21 protein-coding genes are annotated in these 19,493 nt (G+C 61.3%); 10 read left to right on the top strand and 11 right to left on the bottom strand.

Features of this window, described 5'->3' with window-relative positions; all coding sequences use genetic code 11:
• Positions 1 to 108: 108 nt before the first annotated feature.
• A complete protein-coding gene (locus tag PSH86_RS07155) occupies positions 109 to 669 on the top strand; it encodes a glycine cleavage system protein R (protein WP_003184325.1) in 561 nt (186 codons plus the stop codon).
• A 10-nt stretch (positions 670 to 679) separates the two neighbouring features.
• Positions 680 to 1,153 carry a peroxiredoxin gene (locus PSH86_RS07150; protein WP_305488884.1) on the top strand — a complete coding sequence of 158 codons (474 nt, stop codon included), beginning with the start codon at positions 680 to 682 and terminating at the stop codon, positions 1,151 to 1,153.
• A 117-nt stretch (positions 1,154 to 1,270) separates the two neighbouring features.
• Here the strand turns inward: PSH86_RS07150 and PSH86_RS07145 are convergent, their stop codons facing one another.
• Both PSH86_RS07145 and PSH86_RS07140 read right to left on the bottom strand, forming a co-directional pair.
• Entirely contained in the window at positions 1,271 to 2,341 is a 1,071-nt protein-coding gene (locus PSH86_RS07145; RefSeq protein WP_109755884.1) for an AI-2E family transporter, read from the bottom strand.
• Between the two features lie 31 nt (positions 2,342 to 2,372).
• Positions 2,373 to 2,612 (bottom strand): sulfurtransferase TusA family protein, encoded by a 240-nt coding sequence (locus tag PSH86_RS07140; protein WP_109755885.1) that lies wholly within the window; start codon positions 2,610 to 2,612, stop codon positions 2,373 to 2,375.
• A 98-nt stretch (positions 2,613 to 2,710) separates the two neighbouring features.
• Between PSH86_RS07140 and PSH86_RS07135 the strand changes: the two genes are divergently transcribed.
• Entirely contained in the window at positions 2,711 to 4,144 is a 1,434-nt protein-coding gene (locus PSH86_RS07135) for a M48 family metalloprotease (RefSeq protein ID WP_109755886.1), read from the top strand.
• Positions 4,145 to 4,206: 62 nt separating this feature from the next.
• Here PSH86_RS07135 and PSH86_RS07130 read toward each other — a convergent pair whose 3' ends face one another.
• The 4 genes from PSH86_RS07130 to rpoE form a co-directional block, all read right to left on the bottom strand.
• Positions 4,207 to 5,637: a DegQ family serine endoprotease gene (locus tag PSH86_RS07130; RefSeq protein ID WP_109755887.1), complete on the bottom strand. Its 1,431-nt coding sequence runs from the start codon at positions 5,635 to 5,637 to the stop codon at positions 4,207 to 4,209.
• A 234-nt stretch (positions 5,638 to 5,871) separates the two neighbouring features.
• Positions 5,872 to 6,819, bottom strand: coding sequence for a MucB/RseB C-terminal domain-containing protein (locus PSH86_RS07125; RefSeq protein ID WP_109755888.1), 948 nt, complete (start codon positions 6,817 to 6,819; stop codon positions 5,872 to 5,874).
• 12 nt (positions 6,820 to 6,831) lie between these two features.
• Positions 6,832 to 7,419: a sigma-E factor negative regulatory protein gene (locus PSH86_RS07120; protein ID WP_109755889.1), complete on the bottom strand. Its 588-nt coding sequence runs from the start codon at positions 7,417 to 7,419 to the stop codon at positions 6,832 to 6,834.
• Between the two features lie 31 nt (positions 7,420 to 7,450).
• Entirely contained in the window at positions 7,451 to 8,032 is a 582-nt protein-coding gene (gene rpoE / locus PSH86_RS07115; protein WP_003172477.1) for an RNA polymerase sigma factor RpoE, read from the bottom strand.
• A 559-nt stretch (positions 8,033 to 8,591) separates the two neighbouring features.
• On the opposite strand from rpoE, the gene nadB reads away from it, so the two are divergent.
• Positions 8,592 to 10,208, top strand: a complete 1,617-nt coding sequence (nadB, locus tag PSH86_RS07110; RefSeq protein WP_109755890.1) for an L-aspartate oxidase — start codon at positions 8,592 to 8,594, stop codon at positions 10,206 to 10,208.
• On the opposite strand, the gene PSH86_RS07105 is transcribed toward nadB, so the two are convergent.
• Together PSH86_RS07105 and PSH86_RS07100 are read right to left on the bottom strand one after the other, a co-directional pair.
• The gene (locus PSH86_RS07105) at positions 10,177 to 10,629 is read right to left on the bottom strand and encodes a protein YgfX (protein ID WP_212802008.1); all 453 of its coding nucleotides are present in this window, start codon (positions 10,627 to 10,629) and stop codon (positions 10,177 to 10,179) included. The two genes, nadB and PSH86_RS07105, sit on opposite strands and share 32 nt — an antisense overlap.
• Positions 10,613 to 10,867 (bottom strand): succinate dehydrogenase assembly factor 2, encoded by a 255-nt coding sequence (locus PSH86_RS07100; RefSeq protein ID WP_003184348.1) that lies wholly within the window; start codon positions 10,865 to 10,867, stop codon positions 10,613 to 10,615. Before PSH86_RS07100 ends, PSH86_RS07105 begins: the two co-directional genes overlap by 17 nt.
• A gap of 149 nt (positions 10,868 to 11,016) precedes the next feature.
• Between PSH86_RS07100 and PSH86_RS07095 the strand changes: the two genes are divergently transcribed.
• Complete coding sequence (locus PSH86_RS07095; protein ID WP_109755892.1) at positions 11,017 to 11,958, top strand: folate-binding protein YgfZ; 942 nt, start codon at positions 11,017 to 11,019, stop codon at positions 11,956 to 11,958.
• A gap of 35 nt (positions 11,959 to 11,993) precedes the next feature.
• Positions 11,994 to 12,815 (top strand): HDOD domain-containing protein, encoded by an 822-nt coding sequence (locus PSH86_RS07090; protein WP_109755893.1) that lies wholly within the window; start codon positions 11,994 to 11,996, stop codon positions 12,813 to 12,815.
• Positions 12,816 to 12,874: 59 nt separating this feature from the next.
• Here PSH86_RS07090 and PSH86_RS07085 read toward each other — a convergent pair whose 3' ends face one another.
• Genes PSH86_RS07085 through PSH86_RS07075 form a run of 3 tightly spaced genes read right to left on the bottom strand, consistent with a single transcriptional unit; the run spans position 12,875 to position 15,179 of the window.
• On the bottom strand, positions 12,875 to 14,266 hold the full coding sequence (locus PSH86_RS07085) for a sensor histidine kinase (RefSeq protein ID WP_109755894.1): 1,392 nt from the start codon (positions 14,264 to 14,266) through the stop codon (positions 12,875 to 12,877).
• Positions 14,259 to 14,930 (bottom strand): response regulator, encoded by a 672-nt coding sequence (locus tag PSH86_RS07080; RefSeq protein ID WP_046065134.1) that lies wholly within the window; start codon positions 14,928 to 14,930, stop codon positions 14,259 to 14,261. Before PSH86_RS07080 ends, PSH86_RS07085 begins: the two co-directional genes overlap by 8 nt.
• Before the next feature lie 15 nt (positions 14,931 to 14,945).
• Entirely contained in the window at positions 14,946 to 15,179 is a 234-nt protein-coding gene (locus tag PSH86_RS07075; RefSeq protein WP_146206884.1) for a hypothetical protein, read from the bottom strand.
• A gap of 163 nt (positions 15,180 to 15,342) precedes the next feature.
• Between PSH86_RS07075 and PSH86_RS07070 the strand changes: the two genes are divergently transcribed.
• From PSH86_RS07070 to PSH86_RS07055, 4 genes are read left to right on the top strand one after another with little or no spacing between them, the layout of a single operon-like run.
• The gene (locus PSH86_RS07070; RefSeq protein ID WP_109755896.1) at positions 15,343 to 16,335 is read left to right on the top strand and encodes a tripartite tricarboxylate transporter substrate binding protein; all 993 of its coding nucleotides are present in this window, start codon (positions 15,343 to 15,345) and stop codon (positions 16,333 to 16,335) included.
• Positions 16,336 to 16,390: 55 nt separating this feature from the next.
• Entirely contained in the window at positions 16,391 to 16,852 is a 462-nt protein-coding gene (locus PSH86_RS07065) for a tripartite tricarboxylate transporter TctB family protein (RefSeq protein ID WP_109755897.1), read from the top strand.
• 1 nt (position 16,853) lies between these two features.
• Positions 16,854 to 18,368, top strand: coding sequence for a tripartite tricarboxylate transporter permease (locus tag PSH86_RS07060; RefSeq protein WP_109755898.1), 1,515 nt, complete (start codon positions 16,854 to 16,856; stop codon positions 18,366 to 18,368).
• Complete coding sequence (locus PSH86_RS07055) at positions 18,361 to 19,401, top strand: AbrB family transcriptional regulator (RefSeq protein WP_163855000.1); 1,041 nt, start codon at positions 18,361 to 18,363, stop codon at positions 19,399 to 19,401. Before PSH86_RS07060 ends, PSH86_RS07055 begins: the two co-directional genes overlap by 8 nt.
• The last annotated feature ends 92 nt before the right edge of the window (positions 19,402 to 19,493 follow it).

The raw sequence follows: 19,493 nt of genomic DNA, 5'->3' as shown, positions 1-19,493 counted from the left end.
CGGAATGCAGCGCAACCCAGGCACAGGGCTTGAGTCGTTCGTTTATCCGGGCCTGACGCCGTGTCGAGCTGCAGAAGTACCGACCGCTCATCGCTTTAGGAATGCTGCATGTCCACCCCCACAGTCCGCGAACAATTCCTTGTTATCAGTGCCCTTGGCGCCAACCCCATGGAGCTGACTAACGTCCTGTGCCGCGCCAGCCATGAAAATCGCTGCGCCGTCGTAACCTCACGCCTGACCCGTCATGGCGAATGCAGTGCGCTCGTGCTCGAGATTTCCGGCAGCTGGGACGCCCTGGCTCGCCTGGAAGGCAGCCTGCCGGTGCTGGCCAAGAAGCATGCCTTCACCGTCAACGTGGTGCGTAGCGCCGCGCTGGAGAACCGTCCCCAGGCCCTGCCCTACGTGGCCTATGTGAGCTCGGCCTACCGTCCGGACATCATCAACGAGCTGTGCCAGTTCTTCATGGACCATCACGTCGAGCTGGAAAACCTGACCTGCGATACCTATCAGGCACCACAGACCGGCGGCACCATGCTCAATGCCACGTTCACCGTGACCCTGCCGGCCGGCACCCAGATCAGTTGGCTGCGCGATCAGTTCCTGGACTTCGCCGATGCGATGAACCTGGATGCCCTGATCGAACCGTGGCGCCCACAAAACCCAATGTAAGGAAGCGTTCATGGCCGTTGCCGTCGACCAGCCGGTTACCGATTTCCAGGCGCCCGCCACCAGCGGGCAGACCGTCAGCCTCGCCGCCCTCAAGGGCAAGCAGGTGGTGATCTACTTCTACCCCAAGGACAGCACCCCCGGCTGCACCACCGAGGGCCAGGGTTTTCGCGACCAGTACGCGCAGTTCCAGGCCACCAACACCGAAGTGTTCGGCATCTCCCGGGACAGCCTCAAGTCCCACGAGAACTTCAAGTGCAAACAGGAGTTCCCGTTCGAACTGATCAGCGACAAGGACGAAGCCGTCTGCCAGCTGTTCGATGTGATCAAGCTGAAAAAGCTTTATGGCAAGGAATACCTGGGCGTTGACCGCAGCACCTTCCTGATCGACAAGAACGGCGTGCTGCGCCAGGAATGGCGTGGCGTGAAAGTGCCGGGGCATGTGGATGCGGTGTTGGCGGCGGCCCAGTCCCTCAACAAAGGCTGAAATTTTTGCTGCCTGGACTGGCGCTATCGCGAGCAGGCTCGCTCCCACAGGGAATTGATTAACACCCTCAGTCCAATGTGGGAGCGAGCCTGCTCGCGATGAGGCCATCAGAATCAGCTATAGAAGCGGCGCCACAACCGGCTCCTTGCTCGGCCACGCATCCAGCACAGCCTTGAATAGCGTCGCCAGGGGAATCGCAAAGAACACCCCCCAGAACCCCCACAGCCCGCCAAACAGCAGCACCGCACAGATGATCGCCACCGGATGCAGGTTCACCGCCTCGGAGAACAGCAGCGGGACGAGCACGTTGCCATCCAGCGTCTGGATGATCCCGTAGACCGCCATCAGGTAGATGAACTGATCGCTCCAGCCCCACTGGAACAGCGCAATCAAGGCCACCGGCACGGTCACCACCACGGTGCCGACATAAGGCACCACCACCGAAATGCCCACCAGCAGCGCCAGCAGGGCAGCGTAATTGAGCCCCAGGGCGACGAAGCCGATATAAGTCACGCCGCCACAGATGAAAATCTCGATGACTTTGCCGCGGATGTAGTTGGCGATCTGCCGATTCATCTCCTGGGCCACCCGGGTAATCAGCGCCCGCTCGCGCGGCAGGTAGCCACGGACCCAACGCCCGATCATTTCCCGGTCCTTGAGGAAGAAGAACACCAGGATCGGTACCAGCACCAGGTAGATCATGATGTTGACCAGAAGCGGCAGGCTGGACAGCGAAAACGTCAGTGCCCATTGGCCAAACTTGCCAATCTCACCGCGCACCACTTCGATGGTCTGCAGCACCTGTTCATCGGACACCAGGTGCGGATAGCGCTCAGGCAACAGCAACAGCAGGGACTGCCATTTGGCGAGCATCCCTGGCAACTCGTTGAATAAGGTCACCAGTTGATGCCAGAGCAGCGGCACGATCACCACGACAAACACCACCAGCACACCCATGAACAGGGCGAACACCAGTCCAACCGCTGCCGTGCCGGGTAGCCGCAGACGCTCCAGCGTCGTGACCAACCCTTGCATCAGGTACGCCAGCACCATCCCCGCCAACACCGGCGCCAACATGCCACCCAGGGTGAGCACGGCGGTGAAGGCCAGGAACAGCAGCACCGCCAGGACCACAGCCTCTTCATCGGAGAAGTAGCGCTGAATCCAGTCGCGTAACACTTTGAACATTAAAAATCCTTAAGAGACGCTGTTGGTTTTTTCAAGCCTTTTTCAGCCAGTAACGGTAGACGCCGTTTTCGTCTTCTTCATGCAGCAGCGTATGACCGGCCAATCGGGCGAAGGTGCGAAAGTCACGCTGGGAGCCCGCATCCGTGGCAATTACCTTGAGCACACTGCCACTGGCCAGGCGATTGAGCTCCAGCTTGGCCTTGAGTAGCGGCAACGGACAGTTCAGGCCGCTGGCGTCCAGTTCGGCATCGTGGGCTACAGCATCAGTCATGGGTTCACTCCGCGGCAGGTCGTTGAGCGGCCTAGAATATCTGGTCCCGGGCCCGGTGTCCGGCTACAGTAAGGTCTTTGTCGACTAAGGCTTCGTGCATGACATTTCTGCGCCCCACCCTGCTGACGCTCGCTTGCCTGCTTGCCTCACCGGGCTTCGCCGACGACCTGCCGTCACTTGGCGACGCCAGTTCTGCCATCGTCTCGCCAGAACAGGAGCACCAACTGGGCCGCGCCTGGCTGGCCCTGCTGCGCAGCCAGGTTTCACAGCTCAACGATCCACAGCTCAAGGACTACGTCGAATCCAGCGTCTATAAGCTGGTGGAAACCAGCCAGGTCAACGACCGGCGCCTGGAATTCATCCTGATCAACAGCCCGCAACTCAACGCCTTCGCCGCACCTGGTGGAATCGTCGGGGTCAACGGCGGCTTGTTCCTCAATGCGCAGACCGAAGGCGAGTACGCCTCGGTCATGGCTCACGAACTCGCGCACTTGTCGCAACGCCACTTTGCCCGCGGTGTGGAAGCCCAGCAACGAATGCAGGTGCCGATGATGGCCGCACTGCTGGCCGGCATCGTGATTGCCGCCGCCGGTGGCGGTGACGCCGGGATCGCGGCCATTGCCGGGACCCAGGCCGCCGCCATTCAAGAACAACGGCGTTTTTCCCGGCAGAACGAACAGGAAGCCGACCGTATCGGCATCCAGAACCTGGAGAAAGCCGGCTACGATCCGCGCTCCATGCCAACCATGTTCGAGCGCCTGATGCGTCAGTACCGGTTCGACGCCAGGCCGCCGGAATTCCTGCTGACTCACCCGGTGACCGAATCCCGGATCGCCGACACCCGCAACCGCGCCGAACAGGCCAAGCCGGGGGGCATCGAGGACAGTGTGCGTTATCAACTGATTCGCGCTCGGGTCCAACTGACCTATGAAGAAACCCCAGGCCTGGGCGCCAAGCGCTTCCGGGCACAGCTGGATGAGAATCCGAAGAACGACGTGGCGCGCTATGGCCTGGCGATCGCGCAGATCAAGGGCGGCCAGTTGAATGAAGCACGGGAGAATCTCAAGCCGTTGCTGGCCAAATCACCCAACGAGATCATCTACAACCTCGCCCAGGTGGACCTGGATATCACCAGCAACAAGCTGGCCGACGCTCAGGCCCGTGTCGACCGGATGCTGAGCCAATACCCGGGCAACTATCCGCTCAACCAGGTGCGCGTCGACCTGCTGCTCAAGCAGAACCGCCCCGCCGATGCCGAGAAAGCCCTGGAAACCCTGCTCAAGACCCGCCCGGACGATCCGGACGTCTGGTACATGGTGGCCGAGACCCGCGGGCTGTCAGGCAACATCATTGGCCTGCACCAGGCCCGTGCCGAGTACTTCGCCCTGGTGGGCGATTACCGTCAGGCCATCCAGCAACTGGACTTCGCCAAACGGCGAGCCGGCACCAACTTCCCCCTGTCTTCACGCATCGATGCCCGCCAGCGGGAACTCATGGAGCAGGAACGCATGGTCAAGGACATGATGGGCTGAGCACTGGCCAGGCAATAAAAAACCGCCTCTCTCGAGGCGGTTTTTTATGAGCCGCTAACCGGTCATTCGGCCAGTTTGAAGGTAATGAAGCTCGCACGCCCTTGACGCAGGACCCGCATCGAAACCGAACGGTTCTTCGGCAACGCCTTGGCGATGTCGGTGAATTCCTTGGCGGAACCGATGGCTTGATTGTTCAGGTGCGTGATGATGTCGCCCGGCTGAAGGCCGATCATCGCGGCAGGACCGTCCTGCACTTCCTTGATCACCACACCACCCTGCAGTTCCAGGGTACGTTTCTGCTCTTCGGTCAGTTCGGCCACCGCAACACCCAGACGGTTGCTGCTACGCTCGACGCCAGACTTGGGCAGCGAATCCAGCTCCTTGCCTTCTTCAGGAATGGCCCCAACGGTCAATTCGACGTTCTTGCGCTTGCCTTCGCGAATCACTTCCAGATTGGCCTTGGCACCAGCCTTGAGGGCACCCACCAAGTGCGGCAGGTCAGCGGACATGACGATCGGTTGACCGTTCATGCTCAGGATCACGTCACCCACTTGCAGACCGCCCTTGGCAGCCGGGCCACCTTCCTGGATCTGCGCCACCAGTGCACCGGCGGGTTTCTCCAACCCGAACGATTCAGCCAGGTCCTTGTTCACTTCCTGGATCACCACGCCCAACCAGCCACGGCTGACCTTGCCTTCGCTTTTCAGTTGGTTGGAGACATCCATGGCAACGTCGATCGGAATCGCGAAGGACACTCCCATGAAGCCGCCCGAGCGGGTATAGATCTGGGAGTTGATGCCGACCACTTCACCCGCAAGGTTGAACAGCGGGCCACCGGAGTTACCCGGGTTGATCGGCACGTCGGTCTGGATGAACGGCACGTAGTTTTCGTTCGGCAGGCTGCGACCGATGGCGCTGACAATCCCCTGGGTCACGGTGTGGTCGAAGCCGAACGGCGAACCGATGGCCACGACCCATTGGCCAGCTTTCAGGTCCTGGGATTTGCCCAGCTTGAGCACTGGCAGGTCCTTGCCCTCGATTTTCAACAGCGCCACGTCGGAACGTGGATCGGTACCGATCAGCTTGGCCTTGAGTTCGCTGCGATCAGCCAGGCGTACCAGGATTTCGTCGGCATCGGCGATCACGTGGTTATTGGTCAGGATGTAGCCGTCAGGCGAAATGATGAAACCCGAACCCAGGGATTGCGCTTCACGCTGGCGACCACCGCCGGGGGAACGTGGCTGTTGCGGCATTCCGCGCTCGAAGAACTCCCGCAGCATCGGCGGCAAGCCTTCCAGGTCCGGCATCTGCTGGTCCGATACACGACGGTCCGGCAGTTTCTGGGTGGTGCTGATGTTCACCACGGCGGGCGACGCCTGCTCGACCAGTTGCGTGAAATCGGGCAATTCGACCGCCACGGCAGGAACGGCCTGGCCGAGCACAAGCACGGTGGCAAAAATGGAGAGATAGGTTTTCAAGCGTGGTATCGACATACGGCTCCCGTTACGACGAGCATGGTTAAGCGATATGGAGCAAGGAATACCGGGAAAAGATACGCCAGTATTTTTGTTCCGGGAACAGACAAGGCCAGGGCCGAGCGGCTCTGACCTATAGAAAAAAAGCTGGTTTTTTGCAAATGAAAATGCTGACAGGAAGTTTCGGCATTTCGATCAAGCCCTGGCATCATCAGCCTCTCGCGCAATCGAACCACCCGTGCAGTCGGCAAGCTATTGAGTCGTAGTGACGTCGGAGCGCATGGAAAGCGCAATCCGTTCCGCCGTACCGATAGGAATCTCACCGACCACCGTGACCATCATTTCACCCTGGGGTGTCGTGAGCCTACGGGAGACGGCAGCCGTCGGGCCGAGTTGAGTACGGGTATCGGTGGCGTTGGCACCGTTCAACGGCTCCAGGAACACCGAAAAGCGCGCCAGGCCATCATCGTACATCAAGCTGTTGACCTGGACCTGGGTGTCCGGGTCCTTGCGCGCAGCGCTGCCGGTCAGTTCGAAGCCAGGAGGAAGCCAGTCCGAGTGCCAGGCGGTTTTCACCGCGACGGCCTTGCCAGGATCCTGCGCGACAGCCTTGCATTCGGAGCTGACTTGCAGATCACCGTCTGTCGGCGCCCCGACGCTCAAGCGGGTGAACTGGAAACGCTCGAGCAACTGGCCCTTGTCATTGAGCAACAGGGACTTGAGCGGCAGGCCGGTCTCTTTGTCCAGGTGCAGTTCGAAGCCATAGCGATGCTGATCCTTGGGCGTCAACGCCACAATGACCGCTTGACGCCCAGCCACGCGCGACTTGCCAATGACGGCAAGGTCATACCAATTCTTGAGTTTCTGCGGATCAAGCGTACGTGAGGAGCCGTCAGGTGTATTGCCCAGCCCCGCGATCAAGGAGCCGCTGACGCATTGAGTATGCCCATCAATGCGCAGGACTTCCTGTGCCGAGCCGTCGAGCTGGAGTAACCGCTCGCGGACTTTGCCATCCTGGACTCGATGCCAGATGTTATGGGTAGAGAAACTACCGTTGCGCTCGTAAACGAAAGTGCCCTGGAAGCTCTGCTGTTGCTCGGCTTGACTCAGGCGGTTCAACCAATCCTGTGCCTCATCGGCATAGGCTGGAATCGCACACCAGCCACCAAGCAGAAGCGTGAATAGAGGTATGGCGCGCAATGGTTTTCCTTATTAACGGTTTTCCAGGCTGGCGGCACGGGCATAAGGCAGTGCGCTTTCAGTACCTTTCAGGGCAGCTTGCTGAGCATGCTGACGCAGGTAGTTGGGCAGACGCTGATCATGCCAGCCAGGTTGGCCTTGCAGAACACCATTGACCATCGGGCCTGCGGTTTCCGAGCTCTCGCTGTAACCGGCCAGTACCGCTGGGCCCTTGACCTGTGGAGCAGCCAGGCTTGGCTGGTTGGATTGCTGCGCCATTTGCACGCCGGCAATCTCATCCTGGTTGTACAGGCGCACACCGGCCAGCACGGCCACGGTGACCGAAGCGGCTACCGCCAGGCGACCCAGGCTGCGCCATGGTCCGCGAGAAGCTTTTGCCGGTACGGCTTCGTCAGCCAAGGCAGCAGAAACGGCCGCAGCGATGTCCAGGCGTGGAAGCAACAAGTCCTTGTGCATCACAGCCCGGGCGATCTGGTAACGAGCCCAGGTCTCACGGGTTTCAACATCGTCGAAGGCATTCAATACCCGACGCAATTCCAGTTCGTCCGCTTCGTTATCCATCACTGCGGACAGCGATTCCTGCAGGGCTTCACGACTCATGGCGTTCCTCTCTTGGCTGTCGCCGCTGTCTCTAGTTTTCCTGCAACAAAGGTTGCAGGGCTTTATCAATGGCCTCCCGGGCGCGGAAGATCCGGGAGCGCACGGTGCCTACAGGACATTGCATGACGCTCGCAATGTCTTCGTAACTCAGACCGTCGAACTCACGTAAAGTTAAAGCCGTACGCAAATCTTCGGGCAATTGCTGGATGGTTCGATGGACAGTGCCTTCGATCTCATCCCGCAGCAACGCACGTTCCGGTGATTCGAGATCCTTGAGGCCATGATCGCCATCATAGAACTCGGCATCCTCAGAACTTACATCGCTATCCGGCGGCCGGCGGCCGCGTGAAACCAGATAGTTTTTCGCCGTGTTGATGGCGATGCGGTAAAGCCACGTGTAAAACGCGCTGTCCCCGCGAAAATTACCAAGTGCACGGTAGGCCTTGATGAAGGCTTCCTGAGCAACATCCTGCGCTTCATGGGTGTCGTGCACGAAACGCACGATCAACCCGAGAATTTTGTGCTGGTATTTCAGCACTAGCAGATCGAAAGCTCGCTTGTCGCCGCGTTGCACGCGCTCGACCAGCTGCTGATCCTCTTCCTGGGTTAGCATGAACACTCCTCGATAAGCTCGAAGGAGGCTTGCATTACTAATTGACCGGGCTTGCAAACATAGACTCGGGCTTTTCGCAAAAGTTCTCCCCCTTCCAAGCAAGTTTCCGGCGCGCTCTGATCTCGGCACGCACGAAAAACGCAGCAGGAGATTCCCCGGCTGCGCGAATAATCTGTCACCGGGTCTGCTGGCAGAGACCCCAATCGAAATCTTGCACCAACCCGACGCTGCTCCCTTTTGCAGACAACCGTCTATTGAACGTAGGCGCTTGGCAAAAGTTCCCACTATTTATAGCGTTGTGCACTGAATATCAGGCAACCGTGACGAGATAAACAGCGTTCTGTCCTCGAAACGGCGGCCTTATCGCCCTTTCACCAAAACCGGCGATCCGACGAAGCGTGCCACTTTTCTGTCACGCTGGTTTCACATTGCCATGTACGCCCGGCTATTGTGCCGATCCCCCCCTCTATATACTAGTGGGCTGCGTGGCTGCCTGACCCGTTGAAGCGGTGTCTTGCGCCAACCCCGACCCGGGTCGCCTTGAGCGGAAACCATTCGAATGAGCCAACAGTTTCAACACGATGTTCTGGTAATCGGCAGCGGAGCCGCCGGATTGAGCCTTGCCCTGACTTTGCCTGCACATTTGCGCATTGCAGTACTGAGCAAGGGCGACCTGGCCAACGGTTCGACCTTCTGGGCCCAGGGCGGCGTCGCAGCCGTGCTGGACGATACCGACACCATTGAATCCCATGTCGAGGATACCCTCAACGCCGGCGGCGGCCTCTGCAATCGGCAAGCGGTGCGTTTCACCGTGGAACACAGCAGGGAAGCCATCCAGTGGCTGATCGACCAGGGTGTACCGTTTACCCGTGACGAACAATCGGGCACCGAAGACGGCGGCTTCGAGTTCCACCTCACGCGCGAAGGCGGTCATAGCCACCGGCGCATCATTCACGCGGCTGATGCTACCGGCGCGGCGATCTTCAAGACCCTGCTGGCCAAGGCTCGGCAACGGCCGAACATCGAATTGCTGGAGCAGCGCGTCGCGATCGACCTGATCACTGAAAAACGCCTGGGCCTGGACGGTGATCGCTGCCTGGGCGCCTACGTGCTCAATCGCGGCACCGGTGAAGTCGACACCTACGGCGCGCGCTTCGTCATCCTGGCGTCCGGTGGCGCGGCGAAAGTCTACCTTTATACCAGCAACCCCGACGGTGCCTGCGGCGATGGCATCGCCATGGCCTGGCGTTCGGGTTGCCGAGTGGCGAACCTGGAGTTCAACCAGTTCCACCCCACCTGCCTCTATCACCCGCTGGCCAAGAGTTTCCTGGTGACCGAGGCCCTGCGTGGCGAAGGCGCACACTTGAAGCTTCCCAACGGCGAACGCTTCATGCAGCGCTTCGATCCGCGCGCCGAACTGGCGCCAAGGGACATCGTCGCCCGGGCCATCGACCATGAAATGAAGCGCCTGGGCATCGATTGCGTTTACCTGGACATCAGCCACAAGCCCGAAGCGTTCATCAAGAGCCACTTCCCGACGGTGTACGAGCGCTGCCTGGAATTTTCCATCGATATCACCAAGCAACCGATCCCGGTGGTGCCGGCGGCGCATTACACCTGCGGTGGCGTGATGGTCGATCAGCGGGGGCGTACCGACGTGCCAGGCCTGTATGCCATCGGCGAAACCAGCTTCACCGGCCTGCACGGCGCCAACCGCATGGCCAGCAACTCACTGCTGGAGTGCTTCGTCTATGCCCGCTCGGCGGCGGCAGACATCCTGGAACAATTACCGCAGGTCGTCATTCCGGCCGCCCTGCCCTCATGGGACGCCAGCCAGGTCACCGACTCGGACGAAGACGTGATCATCGCCCACAACTGGGACGAACTGCGGCGTTTCATGTGGGACTATGTTGGCATCGTGCGCACCAACAAGCGCCTGCAACGGGCGCAGCACCGGGTGCGCTTGCTGCTGGATGAGATCGATGAGTTCTACAGCAACTATAAAGTCAGCCGCGACCTCATCGAACTGCGCAACCTGGCCCAGGTGGCTGAACTGATGATTCGCTCGGCCATGGAACGCAAGGAAAGCCGGGGGCTGCATTACACCCTCGACTACCCGAGCCTGCTGCCCGAGGCACGGGACACTATCCTGGTGCCGCCCACCTACGCCGACTGAACCTGAGCCGCACGCGCAGGCGCCGATGGATATCCGGTGCCAGCGCGTCGCGCGGTACGCACAACGACCGGACCCGCCGTTCACCCTGCAAGCGAAAACGCAGCACGATGATCATCGGCAGCGCCAAGCTATCGGGGCGCAGTTGCACCGCCCGCCACCCATCGGCCCGACTCCAGAGCTGCCAGCCAGCGGCATTACGACGCAACCCGCAAAAGGCCCGGCGATGGGTCAGCAACAAATGTCGGGGAATCACCCAGGCGCCATGGGCCAGGCACAATACAACGCCAAGCGCTGCGAACCCGGACGGGACAGACAACAGGAACAACGACCCCAGGGCGAACACCTGGGCCAGCAGATAGGCCGCCAGCAGTTGCCCGGAGGCCTGCCAGCGGCATTCGAAGCGATTACTTGGGCTGGACACGGTCCAGAATCATCCGGACCATGCGCTGCAACTCTGGGTCTTCGGATTCGCTGCGCTCCATGAACCAGCCGAACATGTCCTGATCCTCGCATTCGAGCAGGCGGACATAGCAGGCACGATCCACTTCATTGAGATGGGGATAAACCTCTTTCACGAACGGCACCAGCAACACATCCAGTTCCAGCATGCCGCGGCGGCTGTGCCAGTAGAGGCGATTGAGTTCAACATCTTCGACCATGGAGCGCTCCTCAAATAGTGCGCAAGTATACAGGCCCCGCGGCACTGGAACAGACGGCTTTGGTCGGGCACCACCGATCCTTTGTGAACTACCCATTTCAAGGGCGTCCCCTTATGATGTCTACCAGACTTTTTACCCTGCGATGACCCATGGCTGATTCCGCTTTTTTCTGCACCCTGTCCCACGAAGGCGTTCTCGCGGTCCGCGGCGTGGACGCCGGCAAATTCCTGCAAGGCCAATTGACCTGCAACCTCGACTACCTGAGCGACAGCCGGGCCAGCCTCGGTGCCCGCTGCACCCAGAAAGGCCGGATGCAATCGAGCTTCCGCATCCTGCTCGAAGGTGACGGCGTGTTGATGGCCATGGCCAGCGAATTGCTCGAACCGCAACTGGCCGACCTGAAAAAATATGCCGTGTTCTCCAAATCCAAGCTCACCGACGAAAGTGCAGCCTGGGTTCGCTTCGGCCTGGAAAACGCCGACAAGATGCTGGCTGGCCTGGGCCTCGAACTGCCGAGCGAGACCGACAGCGTGGCACGCCACGAATCCTTGATCGCCATCCGCGTCTCTCCCGGCCGCACCGAACTATGGGCGCCCGCCGAACAGGCACAGACGCTGCAAACCCGCCTGCGGGCAGAACTGACCGAGGCAGACCTGAACCAGTGGCTACTGGGGCAGATCCGTGCCGGGATCGGCCAGGTCATGCCGGCCACCCGTGAACTGTTCATCCCACAGATGCTCAACCTGCAAGCCGTCGGTGGCGTCAGTTTCAAGAAAGGTTGCTACACCGGCCAGGAAATCGTCGCCCGCATGCAATACCTGGGCAAGCTCAAGCGGCGCCTGTATCGCCTGCAACTGGACGCCAGCCAATTGCCAGAACCCGGGACCGCGCTATTCTCCCCCACGCACGGCAGCTCCATCGGCGAAGTGGTGATTGCGGCCCGCGGCGAGGGAAACATTGAACTGCTGGCGGTATTACAGGCCGAAGCAGCAGAAGACGACAATTTGCACCTCGGCACCTTGGAAGGCCCACGCCTTCAAATGTTGGACCTGCCTTACGAACTGGACCGCGACCGCGAAATCCAGCGCTGATCGCAGCATTTGCCGCAATACCCTAGAGAACCGAAATGAGCGATTTGGCGGATAAGGTCCAACGGGATTTGGTGCAGGCCATCGATAACGATGACTTGGTTCTGCCAACATTACCGGAAGTGGCCCTGCAGATTCGCCGGGCCGCCGAAGACCCGGAAATCAGCGTCAGCAACCTGAGCAAAGTGATCGGCCGCGATACAGCTCTCTCGGCACGCCTGATAAAAGTGGTCAACAGTCCACTGCTACGCGCGACCCAGGAAGTCACGGACCTGCACACGGCCATCACTCGACTGGGCGTCAACTACAGCAGCAACCTGGCCATCGGCCTGGTCATGGAGCAGATTTTCCACGCCCGCTCCGAAGTGGTGGAACTGAAGATGCGCGAAGTTTGGCGCAGGAGCCTGCAGATCGCGGGCGTCAGCTATGCCCTGTGTCGCGGTTATACCCAACTCAAGCCCGATCAGGCCGCTTTGGGTGGGCTGGTGCACCAGATCGGCGTGCTGCCGATCCTGACGTATGCCCAAGACAACAATGAATTGCTGTCGGACCCGGTCAGCCTCAACCACGTCATCGAGACGATTCACCCGGTGCTGGGGGACAAACTCCTCAGTGTCTGGGAGTTTCCGGAACGGTTGGTGAAGCTGCCGGGGCTGTATCTGGACTTCACCCGGGACTCGAAGCACATCGATTACGTCGACCTCGTGCAGGTCGCTGCGCTGTATTGCTACAAGGACACCGACCATCCCCTCAGCGATGTCGATCTGTTCTCCGTCCCGGCTTTCAGGAAGCTGGGTATCGACCTGGACAACAAGGCTCGCTGCGCGGATATCGAAGAAGCGCGGTCGATGTTCTATTAGGCAGCCCAGACTGACGGTCAATGAAATAGAGCCAGCCACGGAATCGAGTTGGCTCCGGCTCAGTCTGAGCCTGGGATGAAACTGACTCGCACCTTCAAGCCACGCTCTTGTCCGTCATGCAGGGTGATCTGCGCCAAGTGCGCGCGGCAGATTTCGCCGACGATCGCCAACCCCAGCCCGGAACCGGCCACTTGCTGGTTACGTCGATAGAAGCGCTCGAACACCCGGTCCCGCTCATGCAGCGGAATACCAGGCCCATCGTCTTCGACTTCCAGCACCGCCGGTGCGGTGACCCGCAAGATCACGTTGCCGCCGGAGGGGGTGTGGGCCAGGGCATTGTCCACCAGGTTGCTCAGCAGCTCATTCAGCAGGGTCGGCTCGCCTCGCAGCCATACCGGCTCATCGGCTTCCAGGGCCAGTGCCACGCCCCGGGCATGGGCCAGCGGGGCCATGGCCATGCCCAATTCCCGGGCCAGTTGGCTCAGGTCAAGCAACTGCGCGCCGCCTTCGGCAATGGCCCGGGCGCCGTTTTCCACGCGAGCCAGGGAAAGCAATTGGTTGGCCAGATGGGTCAGCCGGTCGGTGCCTTGGGCGGCCGTTTCCAGGGTCTCGCGCCAAGTTGCCGGTTCGCTGGCACGCAAGCCCAGCTCAAGACGCGCCTTGAGCGCGGCCAAGGGCGTGCGCAGCTCATGGGCGGCATCGGCGATGAACTGTGCCTGCCGCTCGAATTGCCCGCGCAGACGCTCGGTGAAATGGTTGAGCGCCCTCACCAGCGGCCATAACTCGTGCTGCACCTCCACCAGCGGCAACGGCCGCAAATCGTCCGGCTGGCGCTCCTCCACCGCCGTGCGCAAACGCTCCAGAGGGCGCAACGCTGCACTGACCGCGAACCACACCAACAGCAGCGCGCCCACGGCCAGCATGCCCAAGCGCAACAGCGTGTCGGCCATCAGGCTGCGAGCCATGCTGACCCGGGCCTCTTCAGTCTCCGCCACGCGAATTTCCGCCATGCCGTTCATGTTCGGCTCGCTCACCGCCTTGAGCAGGCTCACCACCCGCACGGTCTGCCCCTGGTATTGGGCGTTATAGAAGCGCGCCAGGGCTGGGTAATCGTCCGTGCGGGGCGTTCCGGGTGGCGGACCGGGGAGGTTTTCGTAGCCGGAAATCAACTTCTTGTCGATGTCATTGACCTGGTAATAAATGCGCCCGGCGCTGTCGTAGGCGAAGGTATCCAGGGCCACGTAGGGCACGTCCGCGCTGAGGCTGCCATCGCGCTGGGAAAGGCCCGCGGCGATGGTCCGGGCCGAGGCCAGCAGGGTCCGGTCATAGGCGGTGTCCGCTGCTTCGCGACCGTTCCAGTAGGCGCTCAAGCCGCTGGCGAGCATCAGCACCACCAGCAGCAATGCCAGGTTCCATAGCAGCCGCCAGCGCAGGCTGTCGGGCTTATGCATTGCGGTTTTCCAGCAGGTAGCCCAGGCCGCGGAACGTCACGATCGCCACCGCATGACCATCGAGTTTCTTGCGCAAGCGATGCACGTAGATTTCGATGGCGTCGGGGCTGGCCTCTTCGTCCAGGCCGAACACCTGGGCCGCCAGTTGCTCCTTGCTCATCACCCGTCCTGGCCGGGCGATCAACGCCTCCAGCACGGCTTGCTCGCGAGACGTCAGGGTCAACAATTCATCGTCGAGGGTGAAGCGGCGAGTGTCCAGGTCATAGATCAGCCCACCACAGCGCTGCTGGCGTTCGCCGCCCAGTACGCTGCGGCGCAACAGTGCCTTGACCCGGGCCTCCAGCTCAGTGAGTTCGAAGGGCTTGGCCAGGTAATCGTCAGCGCCGAGGTTCAGGCCATGGACGCGGTCCTTGACGTCGCTGCGGGCGGTCAGCATCAGCACCGGCAAGGTCTTGCCGCGGGCGCGCAGACGCGCCAGCACCTCGAAACCGTCCATGCGTGGCAGCCCGACATCAAGGACCGCCACGGCGTACTCCTCGCTGCTCAGAGCCAGGTCGGCCGCGACGCCGTCGTGCAGCACGTCCACGGTCAAACCGGTGCTCTTGAGCGCCTGGGCAACGCTTTCGGCGAGCTGCAGATGGTCTTCGACGAGCAGAACACGCATGGGTTATTCCTCGATTCAGGGATGGCCGGCGCCATTCTTTGGCGCGGAGTTTACAGCCGCATCCGCCGCTGTGAAGCCAAAAAACACGCTGAAAGCTTTTGAAAGGTTAGCGAAAGGTTGAGCCATTAGAGTCCCTTTACGGATAGTTTCGACTGCCCGCCGCGACGCCAGCTCGCGAATGAAAAATGCCACGAAGCGTTTTCGTCCTAATAAGAAAAATAAAAGCGGAGTATTCACCATGCTGTCCATGCAGCTCCAGGCCCCAGTGCCTGCTCGCCCTTCTCGCTTGAACCAGACCACCTTGCATTCAGTCCCGGTAACGACCTGTGCACCCTATCAGCGATGACCTGGGCGGGGATTCGTCCACGACACATTTTCACCACACACAACAACAATTCCTGTGGAGACAACAATGAACCTATCACTGCGTAAAGTAGCCCTGGCCGCCGGATGCCTGATGTTCGCCGGGCAGTTGCTCGCCGCTGATCCATCCAAAGAACCCAAGCGCCCCGAGTGCATCGCCCCGGCCTCCCCCGGCGGCGGTTTCGACCTGACGTGCAAGCTGGCACAAAGCGCGCTGGTCAACCAGAAGCTGCTGACCAAGCCAATGCGCGTCACCTACATGCCCGGCGGTGTCGGCGCGGTGGCCTACAACGCAGTGGTTGCCCAACGCCCGGCCGACGCTGGCACGCTGGTGGCCTGGTCCAGTGGTTCGCTGTTGAACCTGGCCCAGGGCAAGTTCGGTCGTTTCGATGAAAGCGCGGTGCGCTGGCTGGCCGCCGTGGGCACCAGCTATGGCGCCATCGCCGTGAAGAGCGATTCGCCCTACAAGACCCTCGACGATCTGGTACAGGCCCTGAAGAAGGATCCTGGCTCGGTGGTGATCGGCTCCGGCGGCACCGTGGGTAGCCAGGACTGGATGCAGACCGCCCTCATCGCCAAGGCCGCCGGCATCAACCCTCGCGACCTGCGCTACGTGGCCCTCGAAGGCGGCGGCGAAATCGCCACCGCGCTGCTCGGTGGGCACATCCAGGTCGGCAGTACGGATATTTCCGACTCCATGCCGCACATCCAGAGCGGCGACATGCGCCTGCTCGCCGTGTTTGCCGAGAAACGCATCGACGAGCCGGAAATGAAAGACATTCCGACCGCCAAGGAACAAGGCTACGACATCGTCTGGCCGGTGGTCCGCGGCTTCTACCTGGGGCCAAAGGTCAGCGACGAAGACTATGCCTGGTGGAAAGACGCTTTCGACAAACTGCTCGCCTCCGAGGAGTTCGCCAAGCTGCGTGACCAGCGCGAGCTGTTCCCGTTTGCCATGACCGGTCCGGAACTGGACACCTACGTGAAGAAGCAAGTGGCTGATTACAAGGTACTGGCCAAAGAGTTCGGCCTGATCCAGTAACCGTCTCTGTTCTCGCGGCGGCGCTGGCAGTGCCGGCGCCGCCCAGGAGTTAGTCATGCTCACCATCCAACGTATTTTTGCCGCGGTGCTGCTACTGGTCTGTATCGGCCTGGCACTGATGGCCTGGCCCTATCAGGCTGCTTTTTCCTATGAACCTGTCGGCCCGCGGGCCTTCCCCTTGCTGATGCTCGGGCTGATGGGGTTGGCGTTGCTGTACATGCTGTTTCGTCCGACACCCATCGTGCACAGCGAGGAAGATCCCCAACTGGACCGTGAAACCCTGCAGAAGATCGGCATCTGCGTGGTGCTGCTGCTGGTCTTCGCCGGAACCTTCGAACCCCTGGGCTTCATCGTCGCCAGCATCCTGATCGGTGTGCCGATGGCGCGCCTGTATGGCGGTCGCTGGGTACCGAGCGTGGTGATCATCAGCCTGATGGCCATCGGTCTTTATCTGTTGTTCGACAAGCTGATGGACGTGCCGCTGCCCCTGGGCCTGCTCGACGTCCTGGAGAATTGATATGGATACCCTGAATTATCTCGGCCAGGGTTTTGGCGTTGCACTGACCCCCTACAACCTCGTCACGGCACTGAGCGGCACCTTGATCGGCACCGTGGTCGGCCTGCTGCCGGGCCTGGGCCCGATCAACGGCGTGGCGCTGCTGATTCCGATTGCCTTCGCGCTGGGGTTGCCGCCGGAATCGGCGCTGATCCTGCTGGCAGCGGTGTACCTGGGGTGTGAATACGGCGGACGTATCAGCTCGATCCTGCTCAACATCCCCGGTGAAGCCTCCACTGTGATGACCACCCTCGACGGCTATCCGATGGCCCGTCAGGGCCTGGCCGGCGTGGCGTTGTCGCTGTCGGCGTGGAGTTCGTTCATCGGCGCGTTCATCGCCACCTGCGGCATGGTGTTGTTCGCACCGCTACTGGCCAAATGGGCGATTGCGTTCGGGCCGGCGGAATACTTCGTCCTGATGGTATTCGCCATTGTCTGCCTCGGCGGCATGGCCGGCGACCGACCACTCAAGACCTTCATCGCGGCGCTGATCGGCCTGTTCCTGTCCAGTGTCGGGATCGATGCCAACAGCGGCGTCTACCGCTTCACCGGTGACAACATCCACTTGACCGACGGGATTCAGTTCGTCGTGCTGGTGTTGGGCCTGTTCTCCATCAGTGAAATCCTGTTGCTGCTGGAGAAAACCCATCGCGGCCAGGAAGCGGTGGAAGCCACCGGACGGATGATGTTCAACTTCAAGGAAGCGGCGTCGGTATTCGTCGTGAACCTGCGTTGCGGCGTGCTCGGTTTCATCATGGGCGTGCTGCCGGGTGCCGGTGCGACCCTGGCCAGCGCCGTGGCCTATATGACCGAGAAACGCATCGCCGGTGCCAGTGGCACGTTCGGCCAGGGTGACAAGCGCGGCCTTGCCGCTCCGGAAACCGCCATCGGCGGCGCAGCCTGCGGTGCGCTGGTGCCGATGCTGACCCTCGGGGTTCCCGGCTCGGGCACCACGGCGGTGATGATCGGCGCCCTGTCGCTGTACAACATCACCCCCGGTCCCCTGCTGTTCCAGCAACAGCCGGATATCGTCTGGGGCCTGATCGCGTCGTTGTTCGTCGCCAACATCATGCTGGTGATTCTCAATATCCCGATGATCCGCATCTTCACCCGCATCCTGGCGGTGCCGAACTGGGCGTTGGTGCCGGTCATCGCAATCATCACCGGGATCGGTGTCTATGCGGTGCATGCCACCACGTTCGACCTGTTCCTGATGATCGGCATCGGCATCTTCGGCTACATCCTGCGCAAGTTGGACTTCCCGCTGTCGCCTGTGCTGCTGGGCTTCATCCTTGGTGGGCTGATGGAGCAGAACCTGCGGCGTGCGCTGTCGATCTCCAACGGTGCGCTGGAGATCCTCTGGTCGAGCCCGATCACCTTCGGCTGCTGGATCCTGACGGCGATCATGTTGTTCATGCCATTGCTGCGAATCTGGCGTCGCCGCGCCGCACAACGTCGCGCCCTGGCCAATGTCTGAAGCAACTTTCAGACAATGGTGGGGAACACCGCTGGTCGGCCTGGCCGGCGGTTACCTGGCCAGCCTGATCGGCTGGCCCTTGCCCTGGATGGTCGGCTCGTTGCTGGCGATCATCCTGGTGCGCTGTCTCACGCCGTGGCAGTTGATGGAAATCCCCGGCGGCCGTAAATGCGGCCAATGGGTGGTGGGCATCGGCATCGGCCTGCACTTCACCCCGCTGGTGATGGAGCAGGTGCTGGGCCACTTCGGCCTGATCTTCTTCGGCGCGCTGATCACCAGCGTGTCCAGCGTGGTAAGTGTCTGGCTGATGCGTCGCACCGGCGAGGACCGCGCCACCGCGTTTTTCTCGAGCATGCCGGGCGGTTCCGGCGAAATGGTCAACCTCGGTGCCCGCAACGGCGCGGATCTCAGCCGTGTCGCGGCGGGCCAGAGCCTGAGGGTGCTGGTGGTGGTGCTGTGCGTGCCGGCGGCCTTCAAGTATCTGTTGGGCGAAGGCGAGCCGGTGCAACACGCCACGACGGTGGACTGGCTGTGGCTGGCGATCCTGTTCCCGGCGGGCGCTCTGCTCGCCTGGGTCTGGGAGCGCTTGCGCCAACCCAATCCCTGGTTGTTCGGGCCGTTGCTGGTGAGTGCGGCGGTCAGCATCGGTTGGGACCTGCACATTGGCCTGCCCAATGGCGCCAGCCAGGTCGGCCAGTGGCTGATCGGCAGCGGCCTGGGCTGTCATTTCAACCGGCAGTTCTTTCGTCGAGCACCATCGTTCATGGGGCGCACCCTGGTCGGCACGGTATTGACGATGCTGATCGCCACCCTGGCGGCCTTGGGCCTGAGTACCCTGACCCATCTGGACCTGCGCTCGCTGACACTGGGCATGATGCCCGGCGGCATTGCGGAAATGAGCCTGACAGCGGAGACGCTGCAACTGTCGGTGCCATTGGTGACGGCGTTGCAGGTGATGCGATTGCTGTTCGTGCTGTTTCTGGCGGAGCCGTTGTTCAGGTATTGGATGCGCAGGCCGGGTTCGGATCTATAGACCGAGTCGCCATCATCGCGAGCAGGCTCGCTCCCACAGGGATATGTGTTGCCTGTGGGAGCGAGCCTGCTCGCGATGAGGCCTTCATTGCC

Origin of the sequence: Pseudomonas sp. FP2300, assembly GCF_030687595.1 — a bacterium.
GTDB lineage: Bacteria > Pseudomonadota > Gammaproteobacteria > Pseudomonadales > Pseudomonadaceae > Aquipseudomonas > Aquipseudomonas bijieensis.
The sequence above is the reverse complement of the archived record's forward strand: the minus strand, read 5'-3'. Positions and strand labels throughout refer to the sequence as shown.

Excerpts from the sequence above, each read along its gene's own strand:
- PSH86_RS07155 (WP_003184325.1), top strand. The coding sequence starts at position 109 with ATGTCCACCCCCACAGTCCGCGAACAATTCCTTGTTATCAGTGCCCTT.
- PSH86_RS07150 (WP_305488884.1), top strand. The coding sequence starts at position 680 with ATGGCCGTTGCCGTCGACCAGCCGGTTACCGATTTCCAGGCGCCCGCC.
- PSH86_RS07145 (WP_109755884.1), bottom strand. The coding sequence starts at position 2,341 with ATGTTCAAAGTGTTACGCGACTGGATTCAGCGCTACTTCTCCGATGAA.
- PSH86_RS07140 (WP_109755885.1), bottom strand. The coding sequence starts at position 2,612 with ATGACTGATGCTGTAGCCCACGATGCCGAACTGGACGCCAGCGGCCTG.
- PSH86_RS07135 (WP_109755886.1), top strand. The coding sequence starts at position 2,711 with ATGACATTTCTGCGCCCCACCCTGCTGACGCTCGCTTGCCTGCTTGCC.
- PSH86_RS07130 (WP_109755887.1), bottom strand. The coding sequence starts at position 5,637 with ATGTCGATACCACGCTTGAAAACCTATCTCTCCATTTTTGCCACCGTG.
- PSH86_RS07120 (WP_109755889.1), bottom strand. The coding sequence starts at position 7,419 with ATGAGTCGTGAAGCCCTGCAGGAATCGCTGTCCGCAGTGATGGATAAC.
- rpoE (WP_003172477.1), bottom strand. The coding sequence starts at position 8,032 with ATGCTAACCCAGGAAGAGGATCAGCAGCTGGTCGAGCGCGTGCAACGC.
- nadB (WP_109755890.1), top strand. The coding sequence starts at position 8,592 with ATGAGCCAACAGTTTCAACACGATGTTCTGGTAATCGGCAGCGGAGCC.
- PSH86_RS07100 (WP_003184348.1), bottom strand. The coding sequence starts at position 10,867 with ATGGTCGAAGATGTTGAACTCAATCGCCTCTACTGGCACAGCCGCCGC.
- PSH86_RS07095 (WP_109755892.1), top strand. The coding sequence starts at position 11,017 with ATGGCTGATTCCGCTTTTTTCTGCACCCTGTCCCACGAAGGCGTTCTC.
- PSH86_RS07090 (WP_109755893.1), top strand. The coding sequence starts at position 11,994 with ATGAGCGATTTGGCGGATAAGGTCCAACGGGATTTGGTGCAGGCCATC.
- PSH86_RS07085 (WP_109755894.1), bottom strand. The coding sequence starts at position 14,266 with ATGCATAAGCCCGACAGCCTGCGCTGGCGGCTGCTATGGAACCTGGCA.
- PSH86_RS07080 (WP_046065134.1), bottom strand. The coding sequence starts at position 14,930 with ATGCGTGTTCTGCTCGTCGAAGACCATCTGCAGCTCGCCGAAAGCGTT.
- PSH86_RS07075 (WP_146206884.1), bottom strand. The coding sequence starts at position 15,179 with ATGGACAGCATGGTGAATACTCCGCTTTTATTTTTCTTATTAGGACGA.
- PSH86_RS07070 (WP_109755896.1), top strand. The coding sequence starts at position 15,343 with ATGAACCTATCACTGCGTAAAGTAGCCCTGGCCGCCGGATGCCTGATG.
- PSH86_RS07065 (WP_109755897.1), top strand. The coding sequence starts at position 16,391 with ATGCTCACCATCCAACGTATTTTTGCCGCGGTGCTGCTACTGGTCTGT.
- PSH86_RS07060 (WP_109755898.1), top strand. The coding sequence starts at position 16,854 with ATGGATACCCTGAATTATCTCGGCCAGGGTTTTGGCGTTGCACTGACC.
- PSH86_RS07055 (WP_163855000.1), top strand. The coding sequence starts at position 18,361 with ATGTCTGAAGCAACTTTCAGACAATGGTGGGGAACACCGCTGGTCGGC.